Annotated in this window: 17 protein-coding genes and 1 tRNA gene; 10 read left to right on the forward strand and 8 right to left on the reverse strand. The window is 62.3% G+C overall.

The window, feature by feature from the left end:
* Window positions 1-33: 33 nt before the first annotated feature.
* On the forward strand, window positions 34-1998 hold the full coding sequence (locus DAD186_RS08610; protein WP_065248316.1) for an LCP family protein: 1965 nt from the start codon (window positions 34-36) through the stop codon (window positions 1996-1998).
* Between the two features lie 35 nt (window positions 1999-2033).
* Here DAD186_RS08610 and DAD186_RS08615 read toward each other — a convergent pair whose 3' ends face one another.
* Entirely contained in the window at window positions 2034-3497 is a 1464-nt protein-coding gene (locus DAD186_RS08615) for a mycothione reductase (protein ID WP_065248820.1), read from the reverse strand.
* A gap of 58 nt (window positions 3498-3555) precedes the next feature.
* Between DAD186_RS08615 and DAD186_RS08620 the strand changes: the two genes are divergently transcribed.
* Both DAD186_RS08620 and DAD186_RS08625 read left to right on the forward strand, forming a co-directional pair.
* Window positions 3556-4254 carry an IMPACT family protein gene (locus DAD186_RS08620; protein WP_236886239.1) on the forward strand — a complete coding sequence of 233 codons (699 nt, stop codon included), beginning with the start codon at window positions 3556-3558 and terminating at the stop codon, window positions 4252-4254.
* Between the two features lie 98 nt (window positions 4255-4352).
* Window positions 4353-5657: a dicarboxylate/amino acid:cation symporter gene (locus tag DAD186_RS08625; RefSeq protein ID WP_082991163.1), complete on the forward strand. Its 1305-nt coding sequence runs from the start codon at window positions 4353-4355 to the stop codon at window positions 5655-5657.
* A 73-nt stretch (window positions 5658-5730) separates the two neighbouring features.
* Here the strand turns inward: DAD186_RS08625 and pabB are convergent, their stop codons facing one another.
* From pabB to DAD186_RS08640, 3 genes are all read right to left on the reverse strand, one after another.
* On the reverse strand, window positions 5731-7875 hold the full coding sequence (gene pabB / locus DAD186_RS08630) for an aminodeoxychorismate synthase component I (protein ID WP_065248317.1): 2145 nt from the start codon (window positions 7873-7875) through the stop codon (window positions 5731-5733).
* Window positions 7872-8711: an aminotransferase class IV gene (locus DAD186_RS08635; RefSeq protein ID WP_065248318.1), complete on the reverse strand. Its 840-nt coding sequence runs from the start codon at window positions 8709-8711 to the stop codon at window positions 7872-7874. Before DAD186_RS08635 ends, pabB begins: the two co-directional genes overlap by 4 nt.
* Before the next feature lie 116 nt (window positions 8712-8827).
* Window positions 8828-9106, reverse strand: coding sequence for a hypothetical protein (locus tag DAD186_RS08640; RefSeq protein WP_065248319.1), 279 nt, complete (start codon window positions 9104-9106; stop codon window positions 8828-8830).
* 239 nt (window positions 9107-9345) lie between these two features.
* On the opposite strand from DAD186_RS08640, the gene DAD186_RS08645 reads away from it, so the two are divergent.
* Window positions 9346-10476 (forward strand): Fic family protein, encoded by a 1131-nt coding sequence (locus DAD186_RS08645; RefSeq protein ID WP_065248320.1) that lies wholly within the window; start codon window positions 9346-9348, stop codon window positions 10474-10476.
* Window positions 10477-10590: 114 nt separating this feature from the next.
* Here the strand turns inward: DAD186_RS08645 and DAD186_RS08650 are convergent.
* Window positions 10591-10663 (reverse strand) — tRNA-Lys (locus tag DAD186_RS08650).
* A 348-nt stretch (window positions 10664-11011) separates the two neighbouring features.
* On the opposite strand from DAD186_RS08650, the gene DAD186_RS11325 reads away from it, so the two are divergent.
* From DAD186_RS11325 to DAD186_RS08675, 6 genes are all read left to right on the forward strand, one after another.
* Window positions 11012-11137, forward strand: coding sequence for a potassium-transporting ATPase subunit F (locus DAD186_RS11325; protein ID WP_082628504.1), 126 nt, complete (start codon window positions 11012-11014; stop codon window positions 11135-11137).
* A gap of 2 nt (window positions 11138-11139) precedes the next feature.
* Window positions 11140-12777, forward strand: coding sequence for a potassium-transporting ATPase subunit KdpA (kdpA, locus tag DAD186_RS08655; protein WP_065248321.1), 1638 nt, complete (start codon window positions 11140-11142; stop codon window positions 12775-12777).
* Window positions 12774-14861, forward strand: a complete 2088-nt coding sequence (gene kdpB / locus DAD186_RS08660; protein ID WP_065248322.1) for a potassium-transporting ATPase subunit KdpB — start codon at window positions 12774-12776, stop codon at window positions 14859-14861. Before kdpA ends, kdpB begins: the two co-directional genes overlap by 4 nt.
* 92 nt (window positions 14862-14953) lie before the next feature.
* Window positions 14954-15541, forward strand: a complete 588-nt coding sequence (locus DAD186_RS08665) for a potassium-transporting ATPase subunit C (RefSeq protein WP_065248323.1) — start codon at window positions 14954-14956, stop codon at window positions 15539-15541.
* Window position 15542: 1 nt separating this feature from the next.
* Window positions 15543-18104 carry a DUF4118 domain-containing protein gene (locus DAD186_RS08670; RefSeq protein ID WP_065248324.1) on the forward strand — a complete coding sequence of 854 codons (2562 nt, stop codon included), beginning with the start codon at window positions 15543-15545 and terminating at the stop codon, window positions 18102-18104.
* Window positions 18101-18781, forward strand: coding sequence for a response regulator transcription factor (locus DAD186_RS08675; protein ID WP_065248325.1), 681 nt, complete (start codon window positions 18101-18103; stop codon window positions 18779-18781). The genes DAD186_RS08670 and DAD186_RS08675 overlap by 4 nt, the downstream gene beginning before the upstream one ends.
* 260 nt (window positions 18782-19041) lie before the next feature.
* Here the strand turns inward: DAD186_RS08675 and DAD186_RS08680 are convergent, their stop codons facing one another.
* The 3 genes from DAD186_RS08680 to DAD186_RS08690 are packed head-to-tail and all read right to left on the reverse strand — an operon-like array spanning window position 19042 to window position 25181.
* A complete protein-coding gene (locus tag DAD186_RS08680; RefSeq protein WP_065248326.1) occupies window positions 19042-22191 on the reverse strand; it encodes a type I restriction endonuclease subunit R in 3150 nt (1049 codons plus the stop codon).
* Window positions 22192-22200: 9 nt separating this feature from the next.
* A complete protein-coding gene (locus DAD186_RS10885; RefSeq protein ID WP_157457122.1) occupies window positions 22201-23403 on the reverse strand; it encodes a restriction endonuclease subunit S domain-containing protein in 1203 nt (400 codons plus the stop codon).
* Complete coding sequence (locus DAD186_RS08690; protein ID WP_065248328.1) at window positions 23400-25181, reverse strand: type I restriction-modification system subunit M; 1782 nt, start codon at window positions 25179-25181, stop codon at window positions 23400-23402. Before DAD186_RS08690 ends, DAD186_RS10885 begins: the two co-directional genes overlap by 4 nt.
* Window positions 25182-25220: the final 39 nt, after the last annotated feature.

Raw genomic sequence — 25220 nt, forward strand, 5'->3', positions numbered from 1 at the left:
AAACTCGAAAAATCCCGCCGTAAACTGACCAGCATGACCGTGCCAGAATCGCCCGAACCCTCGCTGCCTAAACGCAGCGCGGGGCGACACCGATACGCGAGGCCTACCAAGGCCGATTCGATCGCACAGAAAAACGCCCAGCAGCGCTATGAAGAAGCACAGCGGGAGCATGGATTCGACCTCTCCCGCAGGCAGGCTTCTCAATTCCCGAAGCCCGGTAGCACGAGGGCTGAGGCTGCCGTCGGAACCTCTACCGAAAACGCGAAGCCGGGCTCCGGTGCCCGCCTCGCCGCCGGTGCGGCCGTGACCCCGCTCGGCGATGGCGTCATGCGCACCGAGCCGCTGCCGAACCTGCGCCCGCGTGACCACCAAAATGCTGCGGCACGCGAGAATGACGATTCGATTCCCACCGGCGCTCCCGCGAGCATCGGCATTGGCCGCCGCACGAGCCTCGAGGAAGGCTCGCTCGCGCGCGCGTCGGTGTGGACGGCAAGCGGCAGCATTTTCCCCGGGTTCGGGCTCATCCCCACGAAGTGGCGCGGGATTGGCATCGCGCTCATGGCGATCGTGATCCTCATTGTTGGCGCGATTGCCGCGCTCCTCGCCTTCGGCGACCCCACAACGCTCGTGTTCCGCTACGGCACGCGCCGCCCGATTGTGATCGGTGCGCTCGTCGCTGTTGCCGTGGGCACCTTGGTGTGGGTGGCAACGATCTTCGTCACGAACCAGCTCCACAACGTGCGCGAGAAGCTCCGCGGCCCCGCCCGCAACGCCTCGCGGGCCCTCGCCTACACGCTCGCCCTCATCGTGGCGCTTCCCGGCGTGTACACCGCGCACAGTCTCTATGCGACCCAGGCGCTGCTCGGCAACTCGAAGGTGTTCGCCGGCTCCGAGGCGCACAAGCTGGCGCCAGGCAAGGATCCGTGGGCGAACCGCGAGCGCGTGAACATCATGTTGCTTGGCCAGGATGCCGGTCCCGACCGCACGGGTACTCGCCCCGACACGATCATGGTCGCCTCGATCGATACGAAAACGGGCCGCACGGCGCTCTTCTCGATCCCTCGCAACCTTCAGTACGTGCGTTTCCCGAAGGGTTCGGCTCCTGCGGAAGAGTTCCCGGACGGCTTCACGTATTTCGGTAAGGACCAGAACCTCATCAACGCGGTCTGGTCGTGGGCCGAGGGCGTGCGCCCCGATCTGTTCCCGGGCGACGACAACCCTGGCCTAACCGCGACCACGATGGCCGTCGAGGAAACGCTTGGCCTCAAGGTCGACTACTACGCGATGGTGAACCTCCAGGGCTTCGCCGACCTCGTCGATGCGATCGGCGGCGTCGATATCGAAGTGGAGCGCGACATCCCGATCGGCGGCGGCGCGTCGAAGGTCGAGGGCTACGTCAAGAAGGGCTGGCAGCACCTCGATGGCTTCCACGCCCTGTGGTACGCCCGCTCGCGCCACGGCTCGAACGACTTCGACCGCAACTGCCGCCAGCAGCGCATCGTGCGCACCGTCGCGGAGGAAGCGAACGTGTCCTCGCTCGCGCTCAATATCCCGAAGCTGATCGGTGCGACCGAACGCAATATCGAGACGGACATCCCGCGCAGCCAGGTCGAGGCGTTTGCGGACCTTGCACAGCGCATCCAAAAGGGTGGCTTCAAGTCGTATCCGATCAACCCGACCGTGACGCATTCGGGCAACCCTGACTACCCGTACATCAAGAAGTGGGTGCAGGCGTCGATTGACGATTCGATGGTCGGCTACGGCGAGGTTCCCGTGAGCGGGAAGCCGGGCGGCAAGGCGGGCTCCGGCACGGGCGTGGGTGCGGGTGCTCGCAATTCGGCGCCGCAGCGAATCCGGATCGTGCTTCCGCTTGAGCCGACCACCGATGGCGACTCAAGCGACGATGGCTCGACAGACTCGGGCGAGACCAAGAACCCGACTGTTAACCAGGATCCGCTTGCACCGTGCATGCCGGGCAATGAGGACCCGATGGGCTAACCCCTACCCGCGAATAGCGCCCTGGTGCGGCTCTCTTAGGCGAGCTGCAGCAGGGCGTTTTCAATAACTTCGGGCATGGCGGGGTGAATCCAGTACTGCTTGGTCGCGATGTCGCGCGCGCTCAGGTCGAAGCTCATCGCCTGGATGAGTACCTGGATGAGCGTCGCAGCCTCGGGGCCGATGATGTGGGCACCGAGGATCCGCCCGGTCTCAGCATCGGCGATGATCTTCACGAAGTCGCCCGGTGCTTCGAGCTCCATCGCCCACCCGTAAGCGACGTCGGCAAATTCCTGGCGCGCCACCCGAATCTGCCGCCCGGTCGTTGCCGCCCACTCGCGCGCCTCGCGCTCGCTCATGCCCACGGTCGCGATCTGTGGCGAGGTGAAGACGGCAGCGGGGATCGGCATGTCGTCGCTTCGGCGCAGGTCGTGGGGGTTGAGGATGTTGTGACGCGCAACCTTCAGTTCGTAGTTTGCGACGTGCTTGAGCTGCGCCGGTGAGCTCAGGTCACCAATCGAGTAGATCCCGTCGAGCACCTGGCCGCGTGGGTCGAGAGCTCGCTGGTGGGCATCGACCATGACGCGCCCCGCTTTATCGACGCTCATCCCGCCCGCCTCGGCATTCAGGAGGTCACTGTTGGGGGTGCGACCGGTCGCCACGAGAATGTCGGCGACGGTGAGGGTTCGGGCCGCCTCGTCGGCGGCGGGGTCCGACGGTTCCAGGTCAATCTCGACCCCGCTTGCTGTACGCCGCACCCGGGTGGTCGAGGCATTGAGGTGCACGGTGTAGCGCGCGGAAGCGACCTCCGTGATGCGGCGCGCGATGTCCTCATCGAAGGCCCGAAGGAGGGTCCCAGAACGGGCAATGAGGTGCACGTCCACGCCGAAAGCATCGAGAATGTGCGCGAATTCGAGGGCGATCACGCCCGAGCCGAGGATCGCGATGGACTCGGGAAGCTCCTCGAGGCGCATGATGGTGTCGCTCGTGAGCGGTGTCGCCTCTTTCAGCCCGGGGATGCCGGGAATCGCGGGACGGGAGCCTGCGGCGAGGAGGAACGTCTCGGCCGTGATCTCGCGCGTGCCGTTGTCGGTTTCCACGGCAAGGCGTTTCGGGGCCACAAAGCGGGCGGTGCCACGGAGGAGGGTCACATTCGCGTTATCGGGGTGGGTGGCGCGGTACTCCTCACCCCCGTGGGAGATCGGGTCAATCCGGCTGAAGACCCGCTCGCGCACCGCCGGGAATCCGACGCCACCCAGCTCAGCATCGACCCCGAACTTCTCGGCGTGTTCACGGCGGGCATTCTGGGCGATGTTTGCCGTGTGCACGAACATCTTCGTGGGGATGCAGCCAACATTGAGGCACGTTCCACCGAAAATGTTTTCGGGGCCCACGCCGCGGTCGATGTAGACGATGGACTTCTCGGCGAACTCGGGTCCCGGGAAAGAATTGCCGGAGCCGGAACCGATGAGGGCGATGTCGAAGTGTTCTGGGGCGCTCATGGTCTCAAGGATACGAGCCACCGCCCCGTGCTTCGAGCACCGTGACACAATGGCCAGCATGCACGAGATTCTCGAGACCATGCCCGAAGCGAGCGAACGAATGTTCCTGCTTACGGCCCCCATCGAGAACGAACTCGTCATCACGAAATCCCGCTTCATCGCCTACCTCGCCCCGGTGGAAACGGTGGAGGAAGCCGACGAGATTATTCGCGAGCGCCGCGCCGCGCACCCGAATGCACGCCACCACTGCACGGCCCTCACGCTCGGAACGCCGGTACACCTCCAGCGCTCTAACGACGACGGTGAACCGAGTTCCACGGCCGGGATGCCCATGGCGCAGGCCCTGAGAGGGCGGCACATGACGAACATCCTCGCGGTGGTGACGCGCTACTTCGGCGGCATCAAGCTCGGGGCGGGCGGCCTCGTGCGCGCCTACGGAAGCGCCGTCACCGATGCCCTCGATGCCGCCGCAGCGAAGAAGCTCGTGCGCGAAAGAGTCGTTCGCCAAGTCACCGACCTCGAGGTCGGCTACGAACTCGCAGGCACGTTCGAGGCCTCGATCCGTGCCTGGGCCGACAACGCCAAGGGCGTGAGCATCGAGGGTGCCAACTACACCGCGAGTGGCCTCACCCTCCGCTTCGTGCATCGCGTGGACGCTGCTCCTCACCTGGAGCGTGCCGCCGCTGAACTTTCGAGCGGCGCCGTGGGCGCGGCAACCGTCGGATATACCTACGCCGACGTGCCCGCCAGATTTTAACCCCTGCGAAACACCGCGAGTGTGCGAAAAGTCCCGCAGGGGCCTATAGTGCTTGGAGGCCGCGGAACCGCGCGCCTAACGCTGACAATGGAGTCTTGATGAAAAAGGTCCTGAATTCGCTGTTGATGAAGATTGCCATCGCGATCGTGCTTGGCATCCTCGTGGGGCTCGTGGCGCCCGATTGGTTATCGCGAGGAGCGGCAACGTTCTCGAAGCTTTTCGGCAACTTCCTGAGCTTCATCATTCCGCTCATCATCATCGGCCTGATCACTCCCGCCATTTCCGAATTCGGTAGAGGCGCCGGCAAGTGGCTCGGCGTGACTGCCGCGCTCGCCTACTGCTCCACCCTCGTGGCCGGCACTTACGCGATCGCCGCCGGTTACCTTGCCTTCCCGGCGCTGCTTGGGAGCAGCACGAAGCTCGGCGGGGTTACCGAGCCGAAAACGAGCTTCGAGCCGTATTTCGAGATCGCCATGGATCCCATCTTTGGCGTGATGACGGCGCTCATCACGAGCTTCGTGATCGGTCTGGGCATCGTGGCGGTGCGCGCCACTACCATTCACGAGGGTTTCCTTGAGCTGCGCGAGATCGTGAACACGACGATTTCGAAGATCATCGTGCCACTTCTACCGCTCTACATTTTCACCATTTTCGAAAACATGACCGCGAAGAAAGAAGTGTGGGACATCATCGTGAAGATGCTCCCGATCGTGGTGCTCGCCTTCGTGCTCACGGCGATCATGCTCGTTCTTCAGTTCACCGCTGCAGGTATCGCCAAGGGCAGGAACCCGTTGGTGATGCTCGGCAAGATGCTTCCCGCCTACGCCACCGCGCTTGGCACGAGCTCGAGCGCAGCGACCATTCCTGTCACGACCCGCTGCGCGGAAGACGCCGGGGTGTCGAAGTCCGTCTCGAACTTCGTGATTCCGCTGTGCGCGACGATCCACCTTTCGGGCTCGACCGTGAAGATCACCCTGTTCGCCTTCGCAATTTTGTGGACCACGCACGGCGACTACAGCTTCGCGAGCCTCCTCGGCTTCGTCGCGATGCTCGGTATTTCGATGATCGCCGCGCCCGGCGTACCCGGCGGCGCGATCGTGACGGCTTCGGCGCTTCTCGGTGAGCAGCTCGGCTTCAACGAATCGCAGGTGGGCCTCATGGTGGCCCTCTACGTGGCGCTCGACTCGTTCGGCACCGCCACGAACGTCACGGGTGACGGCGCGATCGCCGCGATCGTGGATCGCCTCTCGGGCGGCAAGGTCAGCGATGATGCCGATACCGATGCCGATACCGATGCCGAGAAGGCGGAAGCTGGGGCTAAAGCGGAAACGGCCACCGACGCGCCTGAGCTCCCCGTGGAGGAATCGACCGAGCGCGTCTCGGGAGGATCCGCTCGGGCTTAGCTCGCTTCCTCGTTTCTTCTTTCATCTCACTGGAGGCGCGGCTTCGGCCGCGCCTCTCTTTGTCGCGAACCGCTCACGCGAGGCTTGCCCGCACCGTGCGGGCCTTCGTGAAGGTCTCCTCGATTTCGGCCGTGGCGTCGCTCAGGCGAGTGATCGCGCCACCCACCCCGAATCGAGCACCGGCCTCATCGAGCACCGCCGTGCGGATCACGATGCTGAGCGATGCCGCCCCGTTTGGCGAGATCCAGCCGATCGCCCCGGAGTAGATGCCGCGCGGCCCGCCCTCGAGCTCGCGAAGAAGCTGCACCGTGCGGAGTTTCGGCGCGCCCGTCATGGAGCCGCCGGGGAACGCTGCCTCGATGGCGTCGAGGGCGGTGCGGCCGGGCGAGAGCCTACCGGTGATGGTGGAGATCATCTGGTGCACCGTGGGGAAGGATTCCACCTGGTAGATGTGCGGCACCTTCACGCTTCCCGCCTCGCACACACGCGAGAGGTCGTGCCGCACGAGGTCGACGATCATGAGATTTTCGGCCCGGTCCTTGCGACTTGAGGCAAGCTCGGCGCACAGCCTCGCATCCTCCTCGGGATCTTCGGAGCGCGGCGCCGTTCCCTTGATCGGGCGCGATTCGCACACTCCCTCGGCGCTCACCTCGAGGAACCTCTCGGGCGACGCGCTTGCCACGCTCCACTTCCCACATTGAAGAAGCGCGCCATACGGCACACGCGCCACGCGACGCAGCCGCGAGTACACCTCGAGCGGGTCGAACTCCCCCGGCACATGCGCCTCGTTCGTGAGGCACAGTTCGTAACTTTCGCCTTCGTGAATGAGTTCCTGGCAGCGCGCGATGAGCGCAGCGTAGTGGGCGGGGGCGTGTCGGTAGGCGGGCGCGGGTGCCGTTCCGACGCCAGCTTCCGCCTCACCGCCCCGACTTCCCTCGTGCGCTTCTCTCGCCCTTGCGAGCACGCTGATCATGTTTCGGGTCGTCTCCACGATCCACGATTGCTGCTCCTCCACGGTTCCGGGGTGACCCGCGAGCTCGTCGAGCTCCGCGAGCGCCACGGCCCTCGCCGTGCCACGATCGTGATCGATCACGAGCGCGCGCGCGAGAAACACCAGGTGAGCATCGTTTTCCATGCCCACGCGAGGCTCGCGCTCGAGGCCAAGGGTTTCGGCACCAAGCCCGTAGCCGAGGTAGCCCACGTACCCCAGGGCGAAACCGCCGAGGTTTTGGGCAGCGCGCTGCCCTCCTTCATCGAGCCGCACCTGGCGCAGTTTGCCTCGAAGTTCATCGAAGAAGCCGCCCTTCGCGGGAACGCCCTCCACGCGGTCCGCCTTGGGCACTCGATACTCGAAAAGGTGCGAGCCTGGGCCGTCGCACGCGCCCATGATCGAGAAGCGCGAGCGGTGATCCTCGCTTGCCGAATCGAGCCACACCGCCCGTTCGAGCGGTGAGAAAAGGTCGCGGTAGAGCGCCTCGGCCTCGGTGAACACATCCTCCACCCTCACCTCGCTGCCAAGCAGCAGGGTGTGGGTCGCGGGCACCGAGCCAGGTTGACTCGCCGCCGGGCCCGGAGTCTGGCCGGTCATCACCGCAGATTCTTCGGGTCCGACGGTAGCCGGGCTATCGTCGGCCCCGCCTCGCACGTTGAGGAAGGCGCGCATGAGGTCGAGGCCGCCCTCGGTGCGAATCGATTCGGGGTGGAACTGCACGCCCCAAACGTTCTTCCCATGCAGGCGCGCGGCTTGGATCGCGCCATCGGGCGTGGAGCCGAGTACCTCCAGGTCAGGCGGGCATTCAGCGATCGCGAGCGAGTGGTAGCGCACGATGCGCAGCTCACGTGGAAGGTTGGCAAACACCGGGTCGCTTGCGGCAGCGGCCGTGAAGCGCAGCGCATCCTCGAGGCCGTGCATGGGGGTGGGCGCATTTCCCACGCGCCCGCCGTGGGCGACGGCCATGAGTTGCAGGCCCAGGCAAATACCGAGCACGGGAATATCGCGCTCGAGTGCTGCGCGGTACACGTCGAGCGAACAGCCGAGGTCGCCCGGATTGTGCGGAGTGCCGGGGCCCGGGCCGATGATCACGTGGCTCACGCCGTCGAGGCTCGGGCGCGATGCGCTCGCGAGTACAACGTTCGGCATGGTGCCCGAGGCTTCGGCAACGAGGTGCGCGATGTTGAACGTGAATGAGTCGTGGTTGTCAACGATGAGAACGCTCATGCGCAAAGCTCCCTTAGCGGTTCGGCGCGCTCCCACAGCGCGTCCTGGAAATCCCGCGCGGCGGGAGCGAAGGTGCCGCGGGGTGGGGCGTAAGTATCGGCAATGTGCGGGGCGGGGAGGTCCGTGAGTCCGACAGTTGCCTCGCGCACACCGTGCAGTGAACTGAGGAGCCACACGGCATCGGCCTCAAGGAGGCGCTTTTTTGTGAGGGGGGCCGCGAGGGTTTCGTGGCCGCGCTCGCGCGCGATCTCCACGATCAGGCGTTCGGTGATGCTTGACAGACGGTCGGTTTCACTGCTGGTGACGAGCACACCGTTCGACCATAGGGCGACGCTCCCGTAGGCGGTTTCGCTGTAGTGGAGTTGAGGGGCGAGGGGGTGCGAGGTGCCGTCGGACTTTCCGGCGCTGCTCACTCCCGCTGAGCGTGCACGCAAGAGTGCGTCGCTCGCCCCACGCTCAAGTGCCCACGCGCGCACCCGCTCCTGCCAGGCGAAATCGGGGCCTTTGAGGCGCGGGCGGGTGCGCTCATCCCTTCCGGGGTAGGCGATCAGGTGCGCGGTAGTTTCGAGTCGAGACTCCGCGATTGGCCGCGCGTTGACATCGGATCGGAGCTCGCCGCCACGTTGCTCGAGGGTGAGTTTGGGGAAGAACAGGCCAGGTGCTCCCCCGAGTGTGTGCGCGGCTTGTTCGTAGAGCGCCGCGACGGCGTCGTCGATCGAGGGTCCTGCTATCTCGGCGCCCCACAGCTCGTGCGCCGACTCGCGCATGCGCTCCCGGTGGGCGCTCGGAGCCACCGCACGGCCGTCCCTCACGAGGAAGGAATCAACGAGTGGCACGGCAGGCTCCTTCATAGTGATCGCGCGGGCGGGTAGGCAAGGGGATGCCAGCGGCATTGTGGCTGGCTGCAGTGATAAAGGTACACCCGCCCGCGCATGGGTCGCGACGGCGCGCGCTACTCCTCCTTCTGGGCCTGTGCTCCCTGTGGGTACTCGGTGCGCAGCCAGGTCATGAACCCCTGGGCGACACTCGCGCCGTACGGGTCGTGGACGATGCCGTGATCGATCTCCTCGGCAACGATCGCCTGCGCAAGGTGGTAGTGCTCGCGAACAACTCCGTAATCCATGTCTTCTCTTTCGGCGATCTCATCCTCCCCGGCGAGGCAGTGCTCCCGGATGGCCGAGAGCACGCGCATAAAGTCGTCGTTGTCACGAAGGTGGTCGTAATTAATCATTGGAGTTCCCTCTCAGTCGTCACCACGTGTGGTCTAGGTAACTATAAAAAAATACTTCGCGGGGCGCAACCCCTTTCACGAATCTGCTGAACCTTGCCGCGCCCACAGAAAGTGGCAACATCGACTGATGTTACGATCACTTTTCAAAGAAACTGATCGTAAGGGTGGTCGTTGTGAGCAGTTTTGTGCCTGTACCTCCGGTTGAGCGCCGTCCCGAAAGATGGGAGGTCCCCCACGGCATGACCTCGCGTCGCGCCCGTGAGCGCGGCACTGGAACATACTTCGTCACGAGTCCAGCGCGCATTTCCACGCTGACACTCAATTTGCCCTCCGGCCTCGCTGCTCATATTGCCGACGCCGAGAACGCACTCGCGAGTTTCGACGAGCACAGCTCCGCAACCTTCGGATCTCTTGGCCAACCGCTAGGTCCGATGTCGAGCATCCTTTTGCGGAGCGAAAGCGCCTCGAGCTCACAGATTGAAAATCTCACGGTTGGCGCACGACAGCTCGCTCTCGCCGTACTGAACGAAAACACGAGTTCTCATGCCTCGCTCGTGCTCGGAAACGTTCGCAGCATGGAGGCAGCGCTCTCACTCGCCGAGAGCCTCGACGTTGATGCTCTCCTCGAGATGAATGCCGCACTCTTGCCCGACGGTGGAGGCCTACGCGAGAGCCTTGTGTGGGTGGGCAGTTCGAGCTTCTCCCCCGTGGGCGCCGCGCACGTCGCCCCTCACGCCAGCGCTGTACCCGAGGCGCTCGATGATCTCATCGCGTTCGCACGGCGCACCGACATGCCCGTTCTCCTCCAGGCCGCCATCGCTCACGCCCAGTTCGAAACAATCCACCCCTTTATCGACGGCAACGGGCGCGTTGGCAGGGCACTCGTGCACGCAATGCTCGCTCACCACGGGCTCGTGACCTCCACGACTGTGCCCATTTCCGGCGGCCTTCTGCGAAATACGAAGCGCTACTTCGATGCGCTGACCGCCTATCGCGAAGGAAATGCCGCCCCCATCATTGAATGTTTTGCCGATGCCGCGCTTGTGTCAGCACGCGACGGCCGCGAACTCGCCGACCGTCTCAGCCACATCGCCCGCGATGCAGAAAACACGCTTCGTAACGCCGGAGTTCGGCGCCACTCATACGCCTACCCACTCGTCCAGGTCCTTGTGGGGCAGCCCGTGGTCAACACAGTTTTCGTGCGCGAAAAGCTCGGCGTCAACACTTCCGTTGCACAGCGAGCGATCACCACTCTCACCGAGCTCGACATTCTCACTGAACGCACGGGGCGCAAGCGAGGGCGCGTGTGGCATTGCACGGCCATCATCGATGCGCTCGAGGAATACGCGGAACGCTCACGCCGGACGTGAACTGTTCCGTGCTCTCCCACGATTCGGCGCTCCCCTCCGGCGGGGCACCCACCGGTGGGCACAGAAAACGGGCGGCCCGGTCGCCATGACCGAGCCGCCCGCTCCTTCGTCGAGTGGGCCCTGCGGGGATCGAACCCGCGACCCGCGGATTAAAAGTCCGATGCTCTACCAACTGAGCTAAAGGCCCCTGTTACTCGAACTACCACAGTTTAGCGGTCACACGCCGTGCCTCCAAGTTCGCGGGGCGCACCTCACGCACGGTCACGGCGAGAAACAGGTCAAAAATGTGAGCCCTGACCAGGCGGTGTCAAGAATGTGTCAGGAAAAATCGGCGCCGCGTCAAGAACGCGTCAGTTTTTATTCGGGCCCGGGCGACCTCGACGTTCGATAGCAGTGCCGCTCAACCGAGCGACTTCGCACACCGGGTACCCCGCGTGCGGATCCGCTACGCCGGAGATTTTCCGGCAGCACCATTCAGGAGCCATACCGTGCTCGACATTGTGTTTGTCGTCTTGACGACCGTGTTCTTCGGAGGATGCCTGGGCCTCGCATCGGCGGTGAGCCTGCTGTGACCATCCTCGATATCGCCTGGCTGCTCATCTGCGCAGCCGCAATCGTGTACGTGACCTATGCACTCATTCGACCGGAAAGGTTCGGGTAGTCATGGCGTTCGTTCAAATCCTCGTTCTCATCGCGGCACTCGTCGCGGTGCATCGACCGCTCGGCGCGTACATGGCGCACACCTTTACCTCTGAGCGCCACCTGTGGCCGGAACGGCTCGTGTACCGCTTCGCGGGGATCCGAACAGACCGCGAGCACTCGTGGCGAATTTACCTTCGCAACATTCTCGCCGTCTCCCTCCTGAGTGTGCTCGGCCTCTACATCCTGCAGCGCGTTCAGCAGTGGCTGCCCATGGCACACGGCCTCGGCCCCGTCGAAGAGACGCAGGCGTGGAACACGGCAACCTCGTTCGTGACCAACACGAACTGGCAGTCGTACGGCGGTGAAACGACGATGTCCCATCTCACGCAGATGCTGGGCATGTCGTTCCAGAACTTCATTTCGGCCGCCGTCGGAATCTGCGTGGCTATCGTGATCATTCGCGGTATCGCCCGCCACGGCACGGATAAGCTCGGCAATTTCTGGGTTGACCTCGTGCGCTGTAACTTCCGCATCCTTCTGCCGATCGCGTTCATCGGCGCGATCCTCCTGATCGCCGGCGGCGCCATCCAGAACTTCAACGCCGCCCAGCACGTGCACACGCTCACCGGTGGAACACAGATCATCCCCGGCGGGCCCGTCGCGAGCCAGGAAGCGATCAAGGAACTCGGCACGAACGGTGGCGGCTTCTTCAACGCGAACTCCGCGCACCCGTTCGAGAACCCGAACGGCCTCACGAACCTCCTCGAGATCTTCCTGATCCTGCTTATCCCGTTCGCCCTCCCCCGCACCTACGGAATCATGGTGGGCGACAAGCGTCAGGGCTGGGCTGTTCTCGGCGCGATGGCTGTTCTCGCGATCGGTTCGCTCGCCGCCACGACCGCCCTCCAGCTTCACTTCGCGGGCGATCATCTCGCCGCGATGGAAGGCAAGGAGGCGCGCTTCGGGATCGTCGGTTCGAGCCTATTTGCGACCGCGACGACACTCACCTCAACGGGCGCCGTGGACTCGATGCACTCTTCCTACGAGCCGATCTCCGGCGGCGTGTTGATCTTCAACATGCTTCTCGGTGAAATCGCGCCGGGCGGCGTCGGTTCCGGCCTGTACGGCATGCTCGTCATCGCGATCATGAGCGTGTTCATCAGCGGGCTCATGGTGGGCCGCACGCCCGTCTACATGGGTAAACGCATCGGCCCAACCGAGGTCAAGCTTTTGAGCCTGTACATCCTTGTCGTGCCCGTGCTCGTGCTCGTGGGATCGGCGGTCGCCATTGCCCTGCCGTCGACGGCGGCGTCGCTCGCCAACGGCGGCCCCCACGGCTTCAGCGAGGTGCTGTACGCGTTCACGTCGGCGTCCAACAACAACGGTTCCGCCTTCGCGGGCCTCAACGCGAACACGCCGTTCTTCAACGTGGCGCTCGGCCTCGCCATGCTGCTTGGCCGCTTCCTGCCGATGCTGTTCGTGGTGGCGCTCGCGGGCAAGCTCGCCGCCAAGGAGGTTGTCGCAACCAACCGCGGCACCCTGCGCACTCACACACCTCTCTTTGCAGGCGTCATGGCCGGCATCGCGCTCATCGTGACCGGCCTGTCCTTCCTTCCGACGCTCGCTCTTGGACCACTTGCTGAAGGACTCATGAAATGACTCAGGTACAGGTGACCGACCGCGTTTCTTCGCAGCCTCACGAGGCGACGACCGCGAATTCCGGATCAGGCTTCACGCCGCGCGCACTTGCCAAGGCGCTCCCGCAGGCGCTGCGCAAGTTGAACCCCGCGCACATGGTGCGCACGCCCGTCATGTTTATCGTCGAGATGGGCGCGCTCATCACGATCATCGTGGGCTTTTTCAAGCCGAGCGTGTTTGTGTTCTCGCTCGCGATCTGGCTGTTCCTCACGGTCGTGTTCGCGAACCTCGCCGAGGCCGTCGCTGAGGGTCGAGGTAAGGCGCAGGCCGATGCGCTCCGTTCCGCGAAAACAGCGGCCGTGGGCCGCGTGCACCGCGAGGATGGAAGCATCGAGGAGGTGCCCGCCGCGGATCTTCGCCCCGGCGACATCGTCGTGGTGTGTGCGGGCGAGACGATCCCGGGCGATGGCGACGTCGTCAAGGGCGCCGCGACGGTCGATGAGTCTGCGATTACGGGCGAATCCGCTCCCGTGATCCGCGAAAGCGGCGGCGACCGCTCCGCGGTGACGGGCGGCACGCGCGTCCTTTCGGACGAGATCGAGGTGCGCATCACCTCGGAGCCGGGCAACACGTTCGTGGACCGCATGATCGACCTCGTCGAGGGCGCGCAGCGGCAGAAGACCCCGAACGAGATCGCCCTTTCGGCGTTCCTTTCGGTACTCACGCTCATCTTCCTGTTCGTCGTCGCGACGCTCGTTCCCATGGCCGATTACGCGGGCGCGAAGCAGCCGATCGAGGTTCTCATCGCCCTGCTCGTGTGCCTTATCCCCACGACGATCGGCGCGCTCCTTTCGGCGATCGGTATCGCCGGCATGGATAGGCTCATGCGCCGCAACATCATGGCGACGTCGGGCCGCGCGGTCGAGGCCGCTGGCGACGTGACGACTCTGCTGTTGGACAAGACCGGCACGATCACGGTGGGTGACCGCCAGGCGAGCGCGTTCATTCCCGCCCAGGGCGTGAGCGAGGACGAGATCGCCTACGGCGCGCTACTGTCCTCTCTCGCGGACGAGACCCCCGAGGGTCGTTCGATCGTGGAGTTCGCGACGACGACCATGGGCGTTGGCCCGATTCCCGAAAGCGAATATCGAAACGCTGAGTTCATTCCGTTCAGTGCGGAAACGCGCATGAGTGGCGTGCAGCGCACTCCCGAGCACTGCATCGTCAAGGGTGCTGCTTCCGAGATCCTCAAGTGGGTCGCCGCGAAGGGCGGGACCGTCACGGAGGATGTCAACGACACTGTGCGGGAGATTTCTTCCGACGGTGGCACGGCCCTCGTCGTGGCCGAAGAGAAGGCCGGGGCTCGCCGCGTGCTCGGCAGCCTGCACCTCAAGGACGTCATCAAGGAAGGCATGACGGAGCGCTTCGCGCACCTTCGCAAGATGGGCATTCGCACCGTCATGATTACGGGCGACAACGAGCTGACGGCGCGTGCGATCGCGAAAGAGGCCGGTGTTGACGACTATCTCGCGGGTGCAAAGCCCGAGGATAAGCTCGCGCTGATCCGCAGTGAGCAGCGCGGGGGCAACATGGTCGCGATGACCGGTGACGGCACGAATGACGCTCCGGCGCTTGCGCAGGCCGACGTCGGCGTGGCCATGAATACGGGCACGCAGGCCGCGAAGGAAGCGAGCAACATGGTCGATCTCGATTCGGATCCGACCAAGCTCATCGAGATTGTCGAGATCGGCAAGCAGCTTCTCATCACGCGCGGCGCTCTCACGACGTTCTCGATCGCGAACGACGTCGCGAAGTATTTCGCGATCGTTCCCGCGATGTTCGTAAGCGTGTTCCCCGGCCTCGATCTGCTCAACGTCATGCGCCTGAGTTCACCCGAGTCGGCGATCCTCTCGGCCGTGATCTTCAACGCGCTCATCATCGTTGCGCTCATTCCTCTCGCCCTCAAGGGCGTGAAGTATCGACCGGGTTCTGCAAACCAGCTCCTCGGCCGCAACCTGCTCATCTATGGCCTTGGCGGATTCATCGTTCCGTTCATCGGGATCAAGCTCATCGACCTTGTCGTGAGCATCATTCCCGGGCTCTAACCATGAGGGCCGAGCCGCGAGGGCACCGCTTCTCGTGACCTCTCCGGCTCGGCCCCACCACCACTGTCGTTTTTCTCTCGATTGGAAAACTCATGAACTCGACACTCTCGGGCCTCGTCTCCGCCGTGTGGCGTTCCACGCGCGTTCTTCTTGCCCTTCTCGTTGTGCTTGGCCTGTTTTATCCGGCGGCCGTGTGGGTCGCGGGCCGGGCGTTCGCTCACAATGCCGACGGTTCCATGATGACCCTCGACGGCCGCACCGTCGGGTCGTCCCTGATCGCTCAGGACACGTCGAAGGACCCCGCCCTGTTCCACCCCCGGATGTCGGCGGGCAACTACGACGGTTTGGCTTCGGGCGGCTCGAACTTGAGCCCCGTCGGTGAGGAGATCACCGCGCAGGTCGCCGAGCAGCGTGCCCTTGTCGCCCGCGAGAACGGCGTGGATGAGGCCGTTGTCCCGGCGGATGCGGTGACCGCAAGCAGTTCCGGGCTCGACCCGCACATCAGCCCGGAGTATGCTCGCATCCAGATCGAACGAGTGGCGAAGAACTCGGGGCTTTCGCGGTCGGCTGTTGCACAGCTCGTCAAGAAGCACACCCAGGGGCGAACCCTCGGCTTTGCAGGTGAAGAGGTCGTCAACGTCAATGACCTGAACCTCGACCTGCGTGCGGCGAAGGACTGACATGAACACGGTGCGCGGTGTACTCAAGGTGTATCTGGGGGCTGCCCCCGGCGTAGGTAAAACCTGCGCGATGCTCGAGGAGGCCCATGACCGCCTGAAGGGCGGGGAGGACGTCGTCGTGGGTGTCGTTGAGACCCACGGGCGTTCGGGGACCGCCGTAAGGCTTGAGGGGCTGCCGGTGATTCCGCCTCGGCGGGTGAGCTATCGCGGCTCGACGTATGACGAGCTTGATGTTGCGGCGATTATCGAGCGCAAGCCCGACGTCGTTCTCGTGGACGAGCTCGCTCATACCGTGCACGGTGAGGATACGACGGCGAAGCGCTGGCAGGATGTTCACCGTTTGCTCGATGCGGGCATCAATGTCATCTCGACCGTGAACATTCAGCACCTTGAGTCCCTCAACGACGTGGTCACGACCATTACGGGCCACGTGCAAAACGAGACGATTCCCGATCCGGTCCTGCGCGAAGCGGAGGAGGTCGAGCTGATCGACCTGAGCCCCGATGCTCTGCGCGTCCGGCTGCGGCAAGGGCAGGTGTACGGGCCCGCGACCGTAGATGCGGCGCTCAGCAAGTTCTTCCGCAAGGGGAACCTCACGGCGCTTCGCGAGCTCGCGCTTTTGTGGCTCGCCGATCAGGTCGACGATGGTCTCGAGAAGTACCGCAGCGAGGAAGGCATTAAGGAGCCGTGGGCGGCGCGCGAGAGGATCCTCGTGGCCGTGGGCGGCGGCCCGAAGACTGCCGCGCTCATTCGCCGTGGCCGCCGCATCGCCGGGCGCATCGCCGGGCGCGAGCTCCTCGTCGTTCACGTCCTCGCGGCGGATGGCCCACCGCGCATGTCGCCCGAGCAGATGAGCGAGGCGCGCTCCCTTACCGAATCTCTCGGCGGCTCGTGGCACGTGCTTTCGGGCGATGACGTCCCGCGCACGCTCCTCGATTTCGCCACGACCGTGAACGCGAGCCAACTCGTTGTGGGCGCTTCGCGTCAGGGCTTTGCGCAGCGGCTGCTCATGCGGTCCACGAGCGCCGCGATTATCGACGGTGCCGGCGACATCGACGTGCACATCGTCGCCGTGGACCCGCCCGCCACGCACTGGTCGGCTCCCGCGCCGCCCACGAGCCTCTCCCCCGCGCGGCTCGCGACGGGCTGGGTACTCGCGACCATCCTCACGATCGTCGTCACCCTCGCGAACCTCGCGCTCGGCGATCCCACGGCGCACCTGTCCACGGCGATTATGAGCTTCGTGCTCGCCTCCGTCGTCGTCGCCCTCGTGGGTGGCCTGTGGCCGGCTCTCGCGACGGCCATCGGCGGCGCGCTCTTGCTCAACTGGTTTTTCACCGCGCCCACGCACACGCTGTCCATCACGGAACCGAAGAACATCTTCCTGCTGATTGTGTTCGTGCTCGTTGCGGTCCTCGTCGCCCAGGTTGTCGATGGCGCTGTGCGCCGCCAGCGCGAGTCCCAGGAGGCGCGTCGGCACGCGCAGCTCATGACGGAGCTTGCCCGCTCCGTGATCCGCGACGGCATCGGGATCCAGGAGATCCTCGAACAGATCGCCACGACGTTCGGCCAGGATGGCGTCGCCCTCGCCACCGTCGAGGGCACGGCACTCGTGCCCGAGTACAAAGTAGGCATCCCGATCGAATCGGTCACGCTCGCCGACGAAGCCTTTTCGCTCGACGACCAGCACGTTCTCGCCCTCGTTGGCCGCCCGCTCACGTCGAGCGAGCAGCAGCTCCTCGAGGCCTATTCGGGCCGGCTCGTGAGCCTCATGACCCAGGCGCAGCTCAACCGGACCCGCACGCAGGCCCGGCAGCTCGAGGCCGCGAACTCCGTGCGCACGGCGCTTTTGACGGCCGTCTCGCACGACCTGCGCACCCCGCTTGCGACGATTAAAACGGCCGTCTCCGGTCTCCTCCTCGACGACGTTGATCTTCCCCGCGACGCGCAGGTGGAGCTTCTGCGCACGATCGAATCGTCCTCGGACAGGCTGGACCGGATCGTCGCGGACCTCCTGGATATGTCCCGCATCCACACGAATAAGCTCGAGGTTAAGGCAGTCACCGTCGGACCCGCCGAACTGGTTGCCCAAACCCTCCACCACATGGACCCCTCCCTCGTGCCGCCTTCGCTCGAGGTGCGCGTTCCGCGCGAGCTACCGGCGATCACGACGGATGCGGCGCTTATGGAGCGCGTGCTCGAGAACCTCATCAGCAACGCCGCCAAACACACCGACGCGGGAGTCACGATCGACGCGACACAGGATGGCGAGCGTATCCTCATTCGCGTGATCGATTACGGGCCCGGCCTCACTGAGGAGAGCAAGGCGCGCCTGTTCACGCCCTTCACGCGGTTCGGTGACACGACGAACAGCCACGGGCTGGGCCTCGGCGCCGCGGTCGCGCGCGGGCTCGCGGAAGGCGTGGGCGGCACGCTCACCGCCGACGACACTCCGGGAGGTGGGCTCACAATGGTGCTGTCACTGCCGCTCACCATCACCCCAGCCACCGCCGACAGTGCGCCCACCCCCGCACACGAAACCACCGTTGGGAGCGCGTCATGATTCTCATCGTCGAGGACGATCCGGCACTGGCGAGGGCGATGACCGTGAACCTCACGGCCCGCAAATACCAGGTGCTCACGGCCACGACCGGGGAGCAGGCGCTCGTCATGGCCGCCGACAACCCGATCGAGGCCGTCCTCCTCGACCTCGGCCTGCCGCACATGAGCGGCCTCGACGTCATCGACGGGATCCGCGGCTGGTCAGACGTCCCGATCATCGTCGTGACCGCCCGCCACGAAACCCACACGAAGATCGAGGCACTCGATCGCGGCGCCGATGACTACGTGACCAAACCCTTCGCGCTCGGAGAGCTCCTTGCGCGTTTGCGCGCCAACCTCAGGCGGCGAACGTCGGGCTCCCCCTCCCCCGTCGTGACCACCGCCGACGGGCACCTCACGATCGACCTCGCCGCGAAAACCGCGACCGTCAACGGCACGCCGGCGCGCCTCACCCCGCACGAGTGGGGCATCGTGAGCTACCTCGTGAGCCACCCCAATCAGCTCGTGCGCAAGGACGAACTGCTCGAGAACGTGTGGGGCCCCGAATACACGAACGAGGCCGGCTACGTGCGCGTCTACATGTCGCAGATCCGCCAGAAACTCGAGGAGGATTCCTCCGCCCCGCGCTACTTCCTCACCGAGCCGGGCCTCGGCCACCGCTTCGTGCTTGGCAGCTAGCGTCAGCGCGGCAGGTAGGCGCTGCGCTGCTTCGTCCAGGTGACGAGGAGGCGTTCGCGGGCTCGGGTTGCCCCGACATACAGCAGGGAGCGTTCCCGCAGCGTTTTTGGTCCAGTTGAAGACTCCGATGCAGGGGCTTTTGGCTGCCACTACCGTATTGAGGTTAGGCTGCTGAACCGCCGAGTGTCCGGCACGTCGCTAACCTGGCTGGCGTCCGTAGAAGAAGGATGATCTAGTCGGAATTTGGCGCGCAGTAATGGTTACTCCTGGTCGTCGTCCTCTCCGTCGTCTTCAGATTGTGTATCCTTCTCAGCCTGGTGTCGGAGTTCCCAGTAAACGAGATCGGAGATCTCTTTAATGATCCGGCCCTTACGATGAGCACTTTCGAAGAACTTCTCCATGATGCTTTGCTGAGAGTCCTGGTGATCGAGCACCGCGTTCGTGACGGCAGTTTCGATCGTCTGCGACTCACGAAACTGCTCCTTGGTGTTTGCGTTGACCTGATCCTTAATCTCTTCATTCTGAACCAGAATCGTGACGACGCCCTGCACCCAGGACTCCACTGAACTAGGATCGAAATCCTCGTCCTCAAACAGGGAATTGATGTTGTTCAGGATTTCTTCCCAGGCCACCAGGTGCGGGTCGCGCGAACGTCCACCACCAACTCCCATCGGTTTGAGCTTCTCACCGTCGCCCCCGAGTGAAATAGCCCCTTCGCTCTTGCGCGTCTGCTTGATATGGGTGAGCTCGATGTTGTTAAAGTCCAGCTCTGCTGGAGCTTTGCGCCCCGTAAGTCGCGGTCGCAGCAGCCGGAGGAACAGGGCAACCTTCTCGAGGTCGGTGTCCTGATAGTCGACAACCTGAGATAGGAAATCGTAGAGGCGAACGAATGAGCCAACGTCCTTGCGGAAGAGGTCAAGCTCGTCAATCTCTGCTTTTGAGTCGTCGGCCAAGGCTGCCACGTAGAGGTCATTGAACCGATCAGCGGCCTGCTTCAGCGGTGCAGTGTGCTTACCGTGCTTCTTCTCGATGACGAATGCCTGCGCGAAAGCATCCACGTCATCCTTCGTATAAATCCCGGCAATTTCAAGCTTCCGCGCAAGGTCATGCACGAGGTCCGGGTCGGTAGTTTCAACGATCTCGGCAGTGCGGTAGTACGGCAGGAATGCGTCGAGGATCGTGTCCGTGTCGTTGACGAAGTCGAGAATGTACGTGGTGTCTTTACCCTTGGACGGCAGGGTACGGTTTAGGCGGGAAAGCGTCTGGACTGCTTCAATCCCGTCGAGGCGTTTGTCTACGTACATCGCGCACAGCAGTGGTTGATCAAAGCCCGTTTGATACTTGTTGGCGACGATCAAAACCTGGAACTGATCGCCCGCAAACGCCTGTGGAACCCCTCGACCACGCAGGTCAGGGTTCATGTTCGTCTCTGTATACGGCTCCTGCACGCCGGGCACGACATCATCAATCTGCTCAGCGGTCAAGCTTCCGGAGAACGCCACCAGGGTTCCCAACGGGTAGGCGTGTTTTTCAACGTAGGCGTCGATTGCCATCTTGTACTTCAGTGCAGCTGCTCGACTCGAGGTCACTACCATCGCCTTAGCGTGCCCGTCGAGGAGCTCAGCAACGTTTTCACGGAAATGCTCGACGATGATCTGAACTTTCTGAGCAATGTTGGTGGGATGCAGACTTACCCACCGCATCAGGCCCTTTTTCGCGGTGCCCTCATCAACGAGATCTTCAGCGCCAACAGCCCCACCGGCTTTTTGGGCGAGCTGAAAAGCCGTTTTATAGGTTGTGTAGTTACGCAGCACATCGAGGATGAAGCCCTCCTCGATGGCCTGCTGCATCGTGTACACATGGAAAGGCTGTGGCAAACCATCCGCACCCGGACGGCCGAACATCTCCAGTGTCTTGCCCTTAGGGGTCGCAGTAAAGGCATAGAAGGAGATGTTCTGGGCTGTCGCCCGCGCTGCCATCTCAGCGGCAAGCACGTCCTCGACACTGACTTCGCCACCGTCCTCGAGGGCTTCGACCTCTGCTTGTGAGAGAACCTGTCGCAGCTTCTGAGCACTTGTACCGGTCTGGGACGAGTGAGCCTCGTCCGCGATCACCGCGAACTTGCGATCGGCAAGCCCACCCTGCTGCGCAAGCGCCTCGAGCACGAACGGGAACGTCTGAAGCGTGACGATGATGATGAGTTTTCCGCTACTTAGTTCCTTGGCTAACAAGTCGGATTTTGAGGTAGCTGACGCTTTACGTACCTCGTCAGCGTTGATCGTTCCGACCACGCCCTTCGTGCCCTCAACTGCCTTGATGGCTTTCTGCAGCTGGTCATCGAGCACGGTACGGTCAGTCACGACGATGACCGAATCAAAGGTCTTCGAGTTATCGGCGTTGTGAAGGTTCGCGAGCCCGTGAGCAAGCCACGCGATCGAGTTCGTTTTTCCTGATCCTGCAGAGTGCTGAATCAGGTACTTACTACCCGGCCCCTCAACGCTCGTGGTCTCGAGCAGGCTAGTGACGGCCTCCCACTGGTGGAAGCGCGGGAAGATGATCTGCTTGCTACGCGAGCGAGCGCCAGTGATTGGGTCGACCTTCTCGGTAATCTGCAGGTTCACAAATCGTTCCAGGATCTGCAGCCAATTATCACGCTGCAGCACCCTCTCCCACAGGTACGAGGTGGCAGCGCTGTTCGAGTTGACCGGATTGCCTGCACCGCCATCATTACCGAGGTTAAACGGCAAGAAGAACGTGTTCTCACCATCTAACTTCGTGGTCATCCGGATTTCATCAGTAGAGACCGCAAAGTGCACCAACGCACGGGAGCCGAACTTCAGCAACGGTTCGCCTTGAGGTAGACGATCTCGACGGTATTGACGCATCGCGTCATCAATCGACTGTGTGTTGTCCGTCTTGAGCTCGGCGGTCGCCACCGGTAAACCGTTGACGAAAAACACCAGATCGATCGAATCCTGCGGGCGCTTCTTGGAGTGGTGCACCTGCCGCACCACCCGCAGCCGGTTTGCCTGGTAGTGCTCCTGAGCCACGGGGTTCATCGACGTCGCAGGCTTAAATGCGCACATGAAGAACTTCGCTGGAGTCTTCCTGAAACCAACACGCAACACTGAAAGCAAACCGCCACCATGCTCAAGCGGCTGGTCAAGCTCCTTCACAAGCCGATCCAGCAGCAATCGCTGTGCAAGAGCAGTCTCCACCGCCGAACCGTTATCCGGCATGACCCGGGCCCACTGCTCAGGCTGCGTCTCCTGAAGCCACGCAAACACATCCTCCGGAATCAGCGCATGCTCCTGGTCATAGCCCGTGAAATCCTCTTCGTACAGCCAGCCATGCGCACCGAGGTACTCGCAGATCTCGGTCTCAAAACTCTTCTCGTGCTGAACACCCACTGTTCCTCCTTAAAACTCGATCTGCCCTGTCACCGCAGCCGTGATCAACGCGGAACGGCGCTCCTGTAGAAGATTGATTAGTCTGGTCGAGGACGCTAATATCGCCCCCTCACGACTCTTTAATTCAGCCAGCTGATCAACCGCTTCTTTCTGTTCTGTCAGCGAGGGAACTGGTACCGAAAGCGCAGTAACTTTCTGCCAATTTCTGAAATCCATCGAGTCACCTCTGACTGTCATAGATTGACTCTTTAGGTACCCAGAATCTCCAAGAAATCTCAAATATAGAACGAGGAAATCGGGCCTAATCGTTTTCGATACACTGCACACGTGACAAGCTGGTGTCATCTTTCCATCAGAATCAGACAGGCCAACAGCGCCTCGATATCCATCCAGTCCGTGAAAGACAAAGTCTCCTTGCTTTACGCCCTGGTAGCTAGAATCGTCGCTAGACATCCAGTAGCCGTCCAAGCGCCGATTGGATCGTAAAGTAACTTCTCCATCGTCGTAAGCAGTTACGATCTCGGAACCTTCTAGCACTGGCCGCCGCATCTTTGACAACAGCCATTTAAGGCGCAACCGTTTAGCGCCGTAAACCGATTTTTCCAAGATCTGATAGGTTGCCGATTTAGAGTGCTCGTCGAGCAATTGGATTAGCGTTCTTTGTTTGGCGATGAGGTGGTCAATCTTAGCCGTCTCCGCATCGAGAAAACTAACGATTCTGTCCTGCTCATCCAGGGTGGGAACCAGAGTAAACATCTGTGAGAAGTCATCCCAAGTCATCGTATGCCTGATATTCTTCGCAAAGTAGGCGTATTTTCTTCCCATGAATATGTATGCGAACCAATAATCAGCGAATTCTGGCCTTATTTGTGCATTACAACTCAAGACAGTGTATGCAGGCGAAATCATGCCATCATGTGGGCTTCTCCCGGCAAACACAGCTGACTGATCTAAATCGAAGAGGCACAGGACAAGCTGGCTCTCCCGTACAAGTTGATAAGTGTCAAAAGTTGACGGGAGCTTTCCTTCAGTACTTCTGATGTCTTTTTTTCTGATTCCTTGGGTAGTGAGTGATAGTAGTTGACTCGTTTTAGATTTGGATCCAACTATCTTTCTCGAGTGATTGAACAAATTCTTGTTTCTGACAATCTGCCACGAAGCTGGAGCTACACCTAGATATGGAATGCCGCTTTGACTCTGAATTCTGCTCACGCCGTCACCTCATTAAGCAACTGCAGGATTTCCGTGGTCACTTGGTGGAGCTCGGCGTCGATTTCTTCGAGTGGCCGTGGTGGCTGGTAGCGGTAGAAGAACCGGGTGAAGGGAATCTCGTAGCCGATCTTCGTCTTCTTCTCGTCAACCCATGCGTCTGGCACGTAGGGCTTCACTTCAGCATCGAAGTATGCCTGGATGGTTTCCTGCCGCCCGCCGTCACCCTGAGTATTGCCACCGTAGGTGAAAGGGACGCGTTCGGTGTCACGCAGCGCTGTGTCTGGTTGCTTCTTGCCCCGAGTATTCGTGATGACCTCGCCGTGTTCGTCGCGTTGGGGGCGCTCCACTGTAACGAGCCAGTAGGCGAACTCCTCGATGGGGACGATTCTGCAGTGTTCAGTGTCAACGTAGTCGTCGTAGAGCTTAACGATCGTGGAGCGATTGGTCTCGCTAATTTCACGTCCCTTGTCGCCGAGTTTCTTGCGCATCTTCTGGTAGAAGTCAGTGCCATCAATCAGTTGCACCTTGCCCTGACGCTCTTCGGGCTTGTTGTTGTCGACGATCCAGATGTAGGTGGCGATGCCGGTGTTGTAAAACATGTCGGTTGGCAAGGCCACAATGGCGTCCACCAGGTCATGTTCGAGCAGCCATTTGCGGATGTTGGACGGCCCTGACTCCGCAGCACCATTGAACAGCGGTGAGCCGTTCATGACGATGCCGCCCCGGCCACCGCCCTTGACCTTGGGGCGCAGTTTGCCCACCACGTGTTGAAGGAAGAGCATCTGCCCGTCGCTGACGGCGGGAACATTCTGTTTGGGTTTATCGCCACCAGCGTAGAAACGAGAGGAACTGCCGAGCTCTTTGAGGTCCTCCATGACGGCCGATTGGCTGGCTTTCCAGTCGTCGCCATACGGCGGGTTCGACATGCAGTAGTCGAAGGTCTGGCCAGCGAATTTGTCGTCGGCAAGCGTGTCGCCGAGCTGAATGTTGCTGGAGTCATAGCCTTTGATCAGCAGGTCGGATTTGCACACCGCATAGGAGTGATCGTTCCATTCCTGCCCGTAAAGCCGAAGCTGGGCTTGTGGATTCAAGCCGGGCCTGTCACTGCTGCCGATCAGATGTTCTTCGGCGATGGAGAGCATTCCCCCTGTGCCGACCGTGGGATCGTAGATCGACCGGATGGTGCCTGGAGTGCTCAGTGCCTCGTCGTCACCAGCAAAGACAAGATCCACGAGCAGCCGGATGGCATCACGCGGAGTGAAGTGCTCACCCGGAGCCTCGTTGGAGGACTCGTTGAACGTGCGGATGAGGTACTCGTAGAGGTCGCCCATCTCAGCGTTCGCGACTGTCTTGGGGTGCAGATCGATTTTGGAGAAGCGCTCTACCACGATGTAAAGGATGTTCTTCTCGGCCATGGTGGCGATCTCGTCAGCGAGCTTGAAGCGTTCGAAAACGTCCATGTTGTCGGAGAAGCCGTTGACGTAGTGCTTCAGGTTCGCTTCGATGCCCTTGGGATCTCCAAGGAGGGTTTTGAGCGTCCAAGGGCTGGTGTTGTAGAACGGCAGGCCGGTGGCGCGCTGCACCTGTGCGGACAGAAGTTCAGGATTGTTGCCGAAGCGCTCGACCAGTGGCTCGATGGTGGTCCGATGCTCTTCAAGGACGCAGTCAAGACGGCGCAGAATTGTCATGGGCAAGATGACATTGCCGTACTGACTTGCCTTGTAGGGGCCTCGCAAAATGTCGGCGGTGCCCCAGATAAAAGATCCCAGTTGGCTCATTCGTTGTGTTCTTTCAATTCATTAGTAGGAATAACCTCG

It is taken from the genome of Dermabacter vaginalis (assembly GCF_001678905.1).
Classification (GTDB): Bacteria; Actinomycetota; Actinomycetes; order Actinomycetales; family Dermabacteraceae; genus Dermabacter; species Dermabacter vaginalis.

Coding starts and splice junctions, on each gene's coding strand:
- kdpB (WP_065248322.1), top strand. CDS start 12,774: ATGACTCAGGTACAGGTGACCGACCGCGTTTCTTCGCAGCCTCACGAG.
- DAD186_RS08675 (WP_065248325.1), top strand. CDS start 18,101: ATGATTCTCATCGTCGAGGACGATCCGGCACTGGCGAGGGCGATGACC.
- DAD186_RS08625 (WP_082991163.1), top strand. CDS start 4,353: ATGAAAAAGGTCCTGAATTCGCTGTTGATGAAGATTGCCATCGCGATC.
- DAD186_RS08645 (WP_065248320.1), top strand. CDS start 9,346: ATGACCTCGCGTCGCGCCCGTGAGCGCGGCACTGGAACATACTTCGTC.
- kdpA (WP_065248321.1), top strand. CDS start 11,140: ATGGCGTTCGTTCAAATCCTCGTTCTCATCGCGGCACTCGTCGCGGTG.
- DAD186_RS08640 (WP_065248319.1), bottom strand. CDS start 9,106: ATGATTAATTACGACCACCTTCGTGACAACGACGACTTTATGCGCGTG.
- DAD186_RS11325 (WP_082628504.1), top strand. CDS start 11,012: ATGCCTGGGCCTCGCATCGGCGGTGAGCCTGCTGTGACCATCCTCGAT.
- DAD186_RS08690 (WP_065248328.1), bottom strand. CDS start 25,181: ATGAGCCAACTGGGATCTTTTATCTGGGGCACCGCCGACATTTTGCGA.
- pabB (WP_065248317.1), bottom strand. CDS start 7,875: ATGAGCGTTCTCATCGTTGACAACCACGACTCATTCACGTTCAACATC.
- DAD186_RS08670 (WP_065248324.1), top strand. CDS start 15,543: ATGAACACGGTGCGCGGTGTACTCAAGGTGTATCTGGGGGCTGCCCCC.
- DAD186_RS08615 (WP_065248820.1), bottom strand. CDS start 3,497: ATGAGCGCCCCAGAACACTTCGACATCGCCCTCATCGGTTCCGGCTCC.
- DAD186_RS08665 (WP_065248323.1), top strand. CDS start 14,954: ATGAACTCGACACTCTCGGGCCTCGTCTCCGCCGTGTGGCGTTCCACG.
- DAD186_RS08620 (WP_236886239.1), top strand. CDS start 3,556: ATGCACGAGATTCTCGAGACCATGCCCGAAGCGAGCGAACGAATGTTC.
- DAD186_RS08610 (WP_065248316.1), top strand. CDS start 34: ATGACCGTGCCAGAATCGCCCGAACCCTCGCTGCCTAAACGCAGCGCG.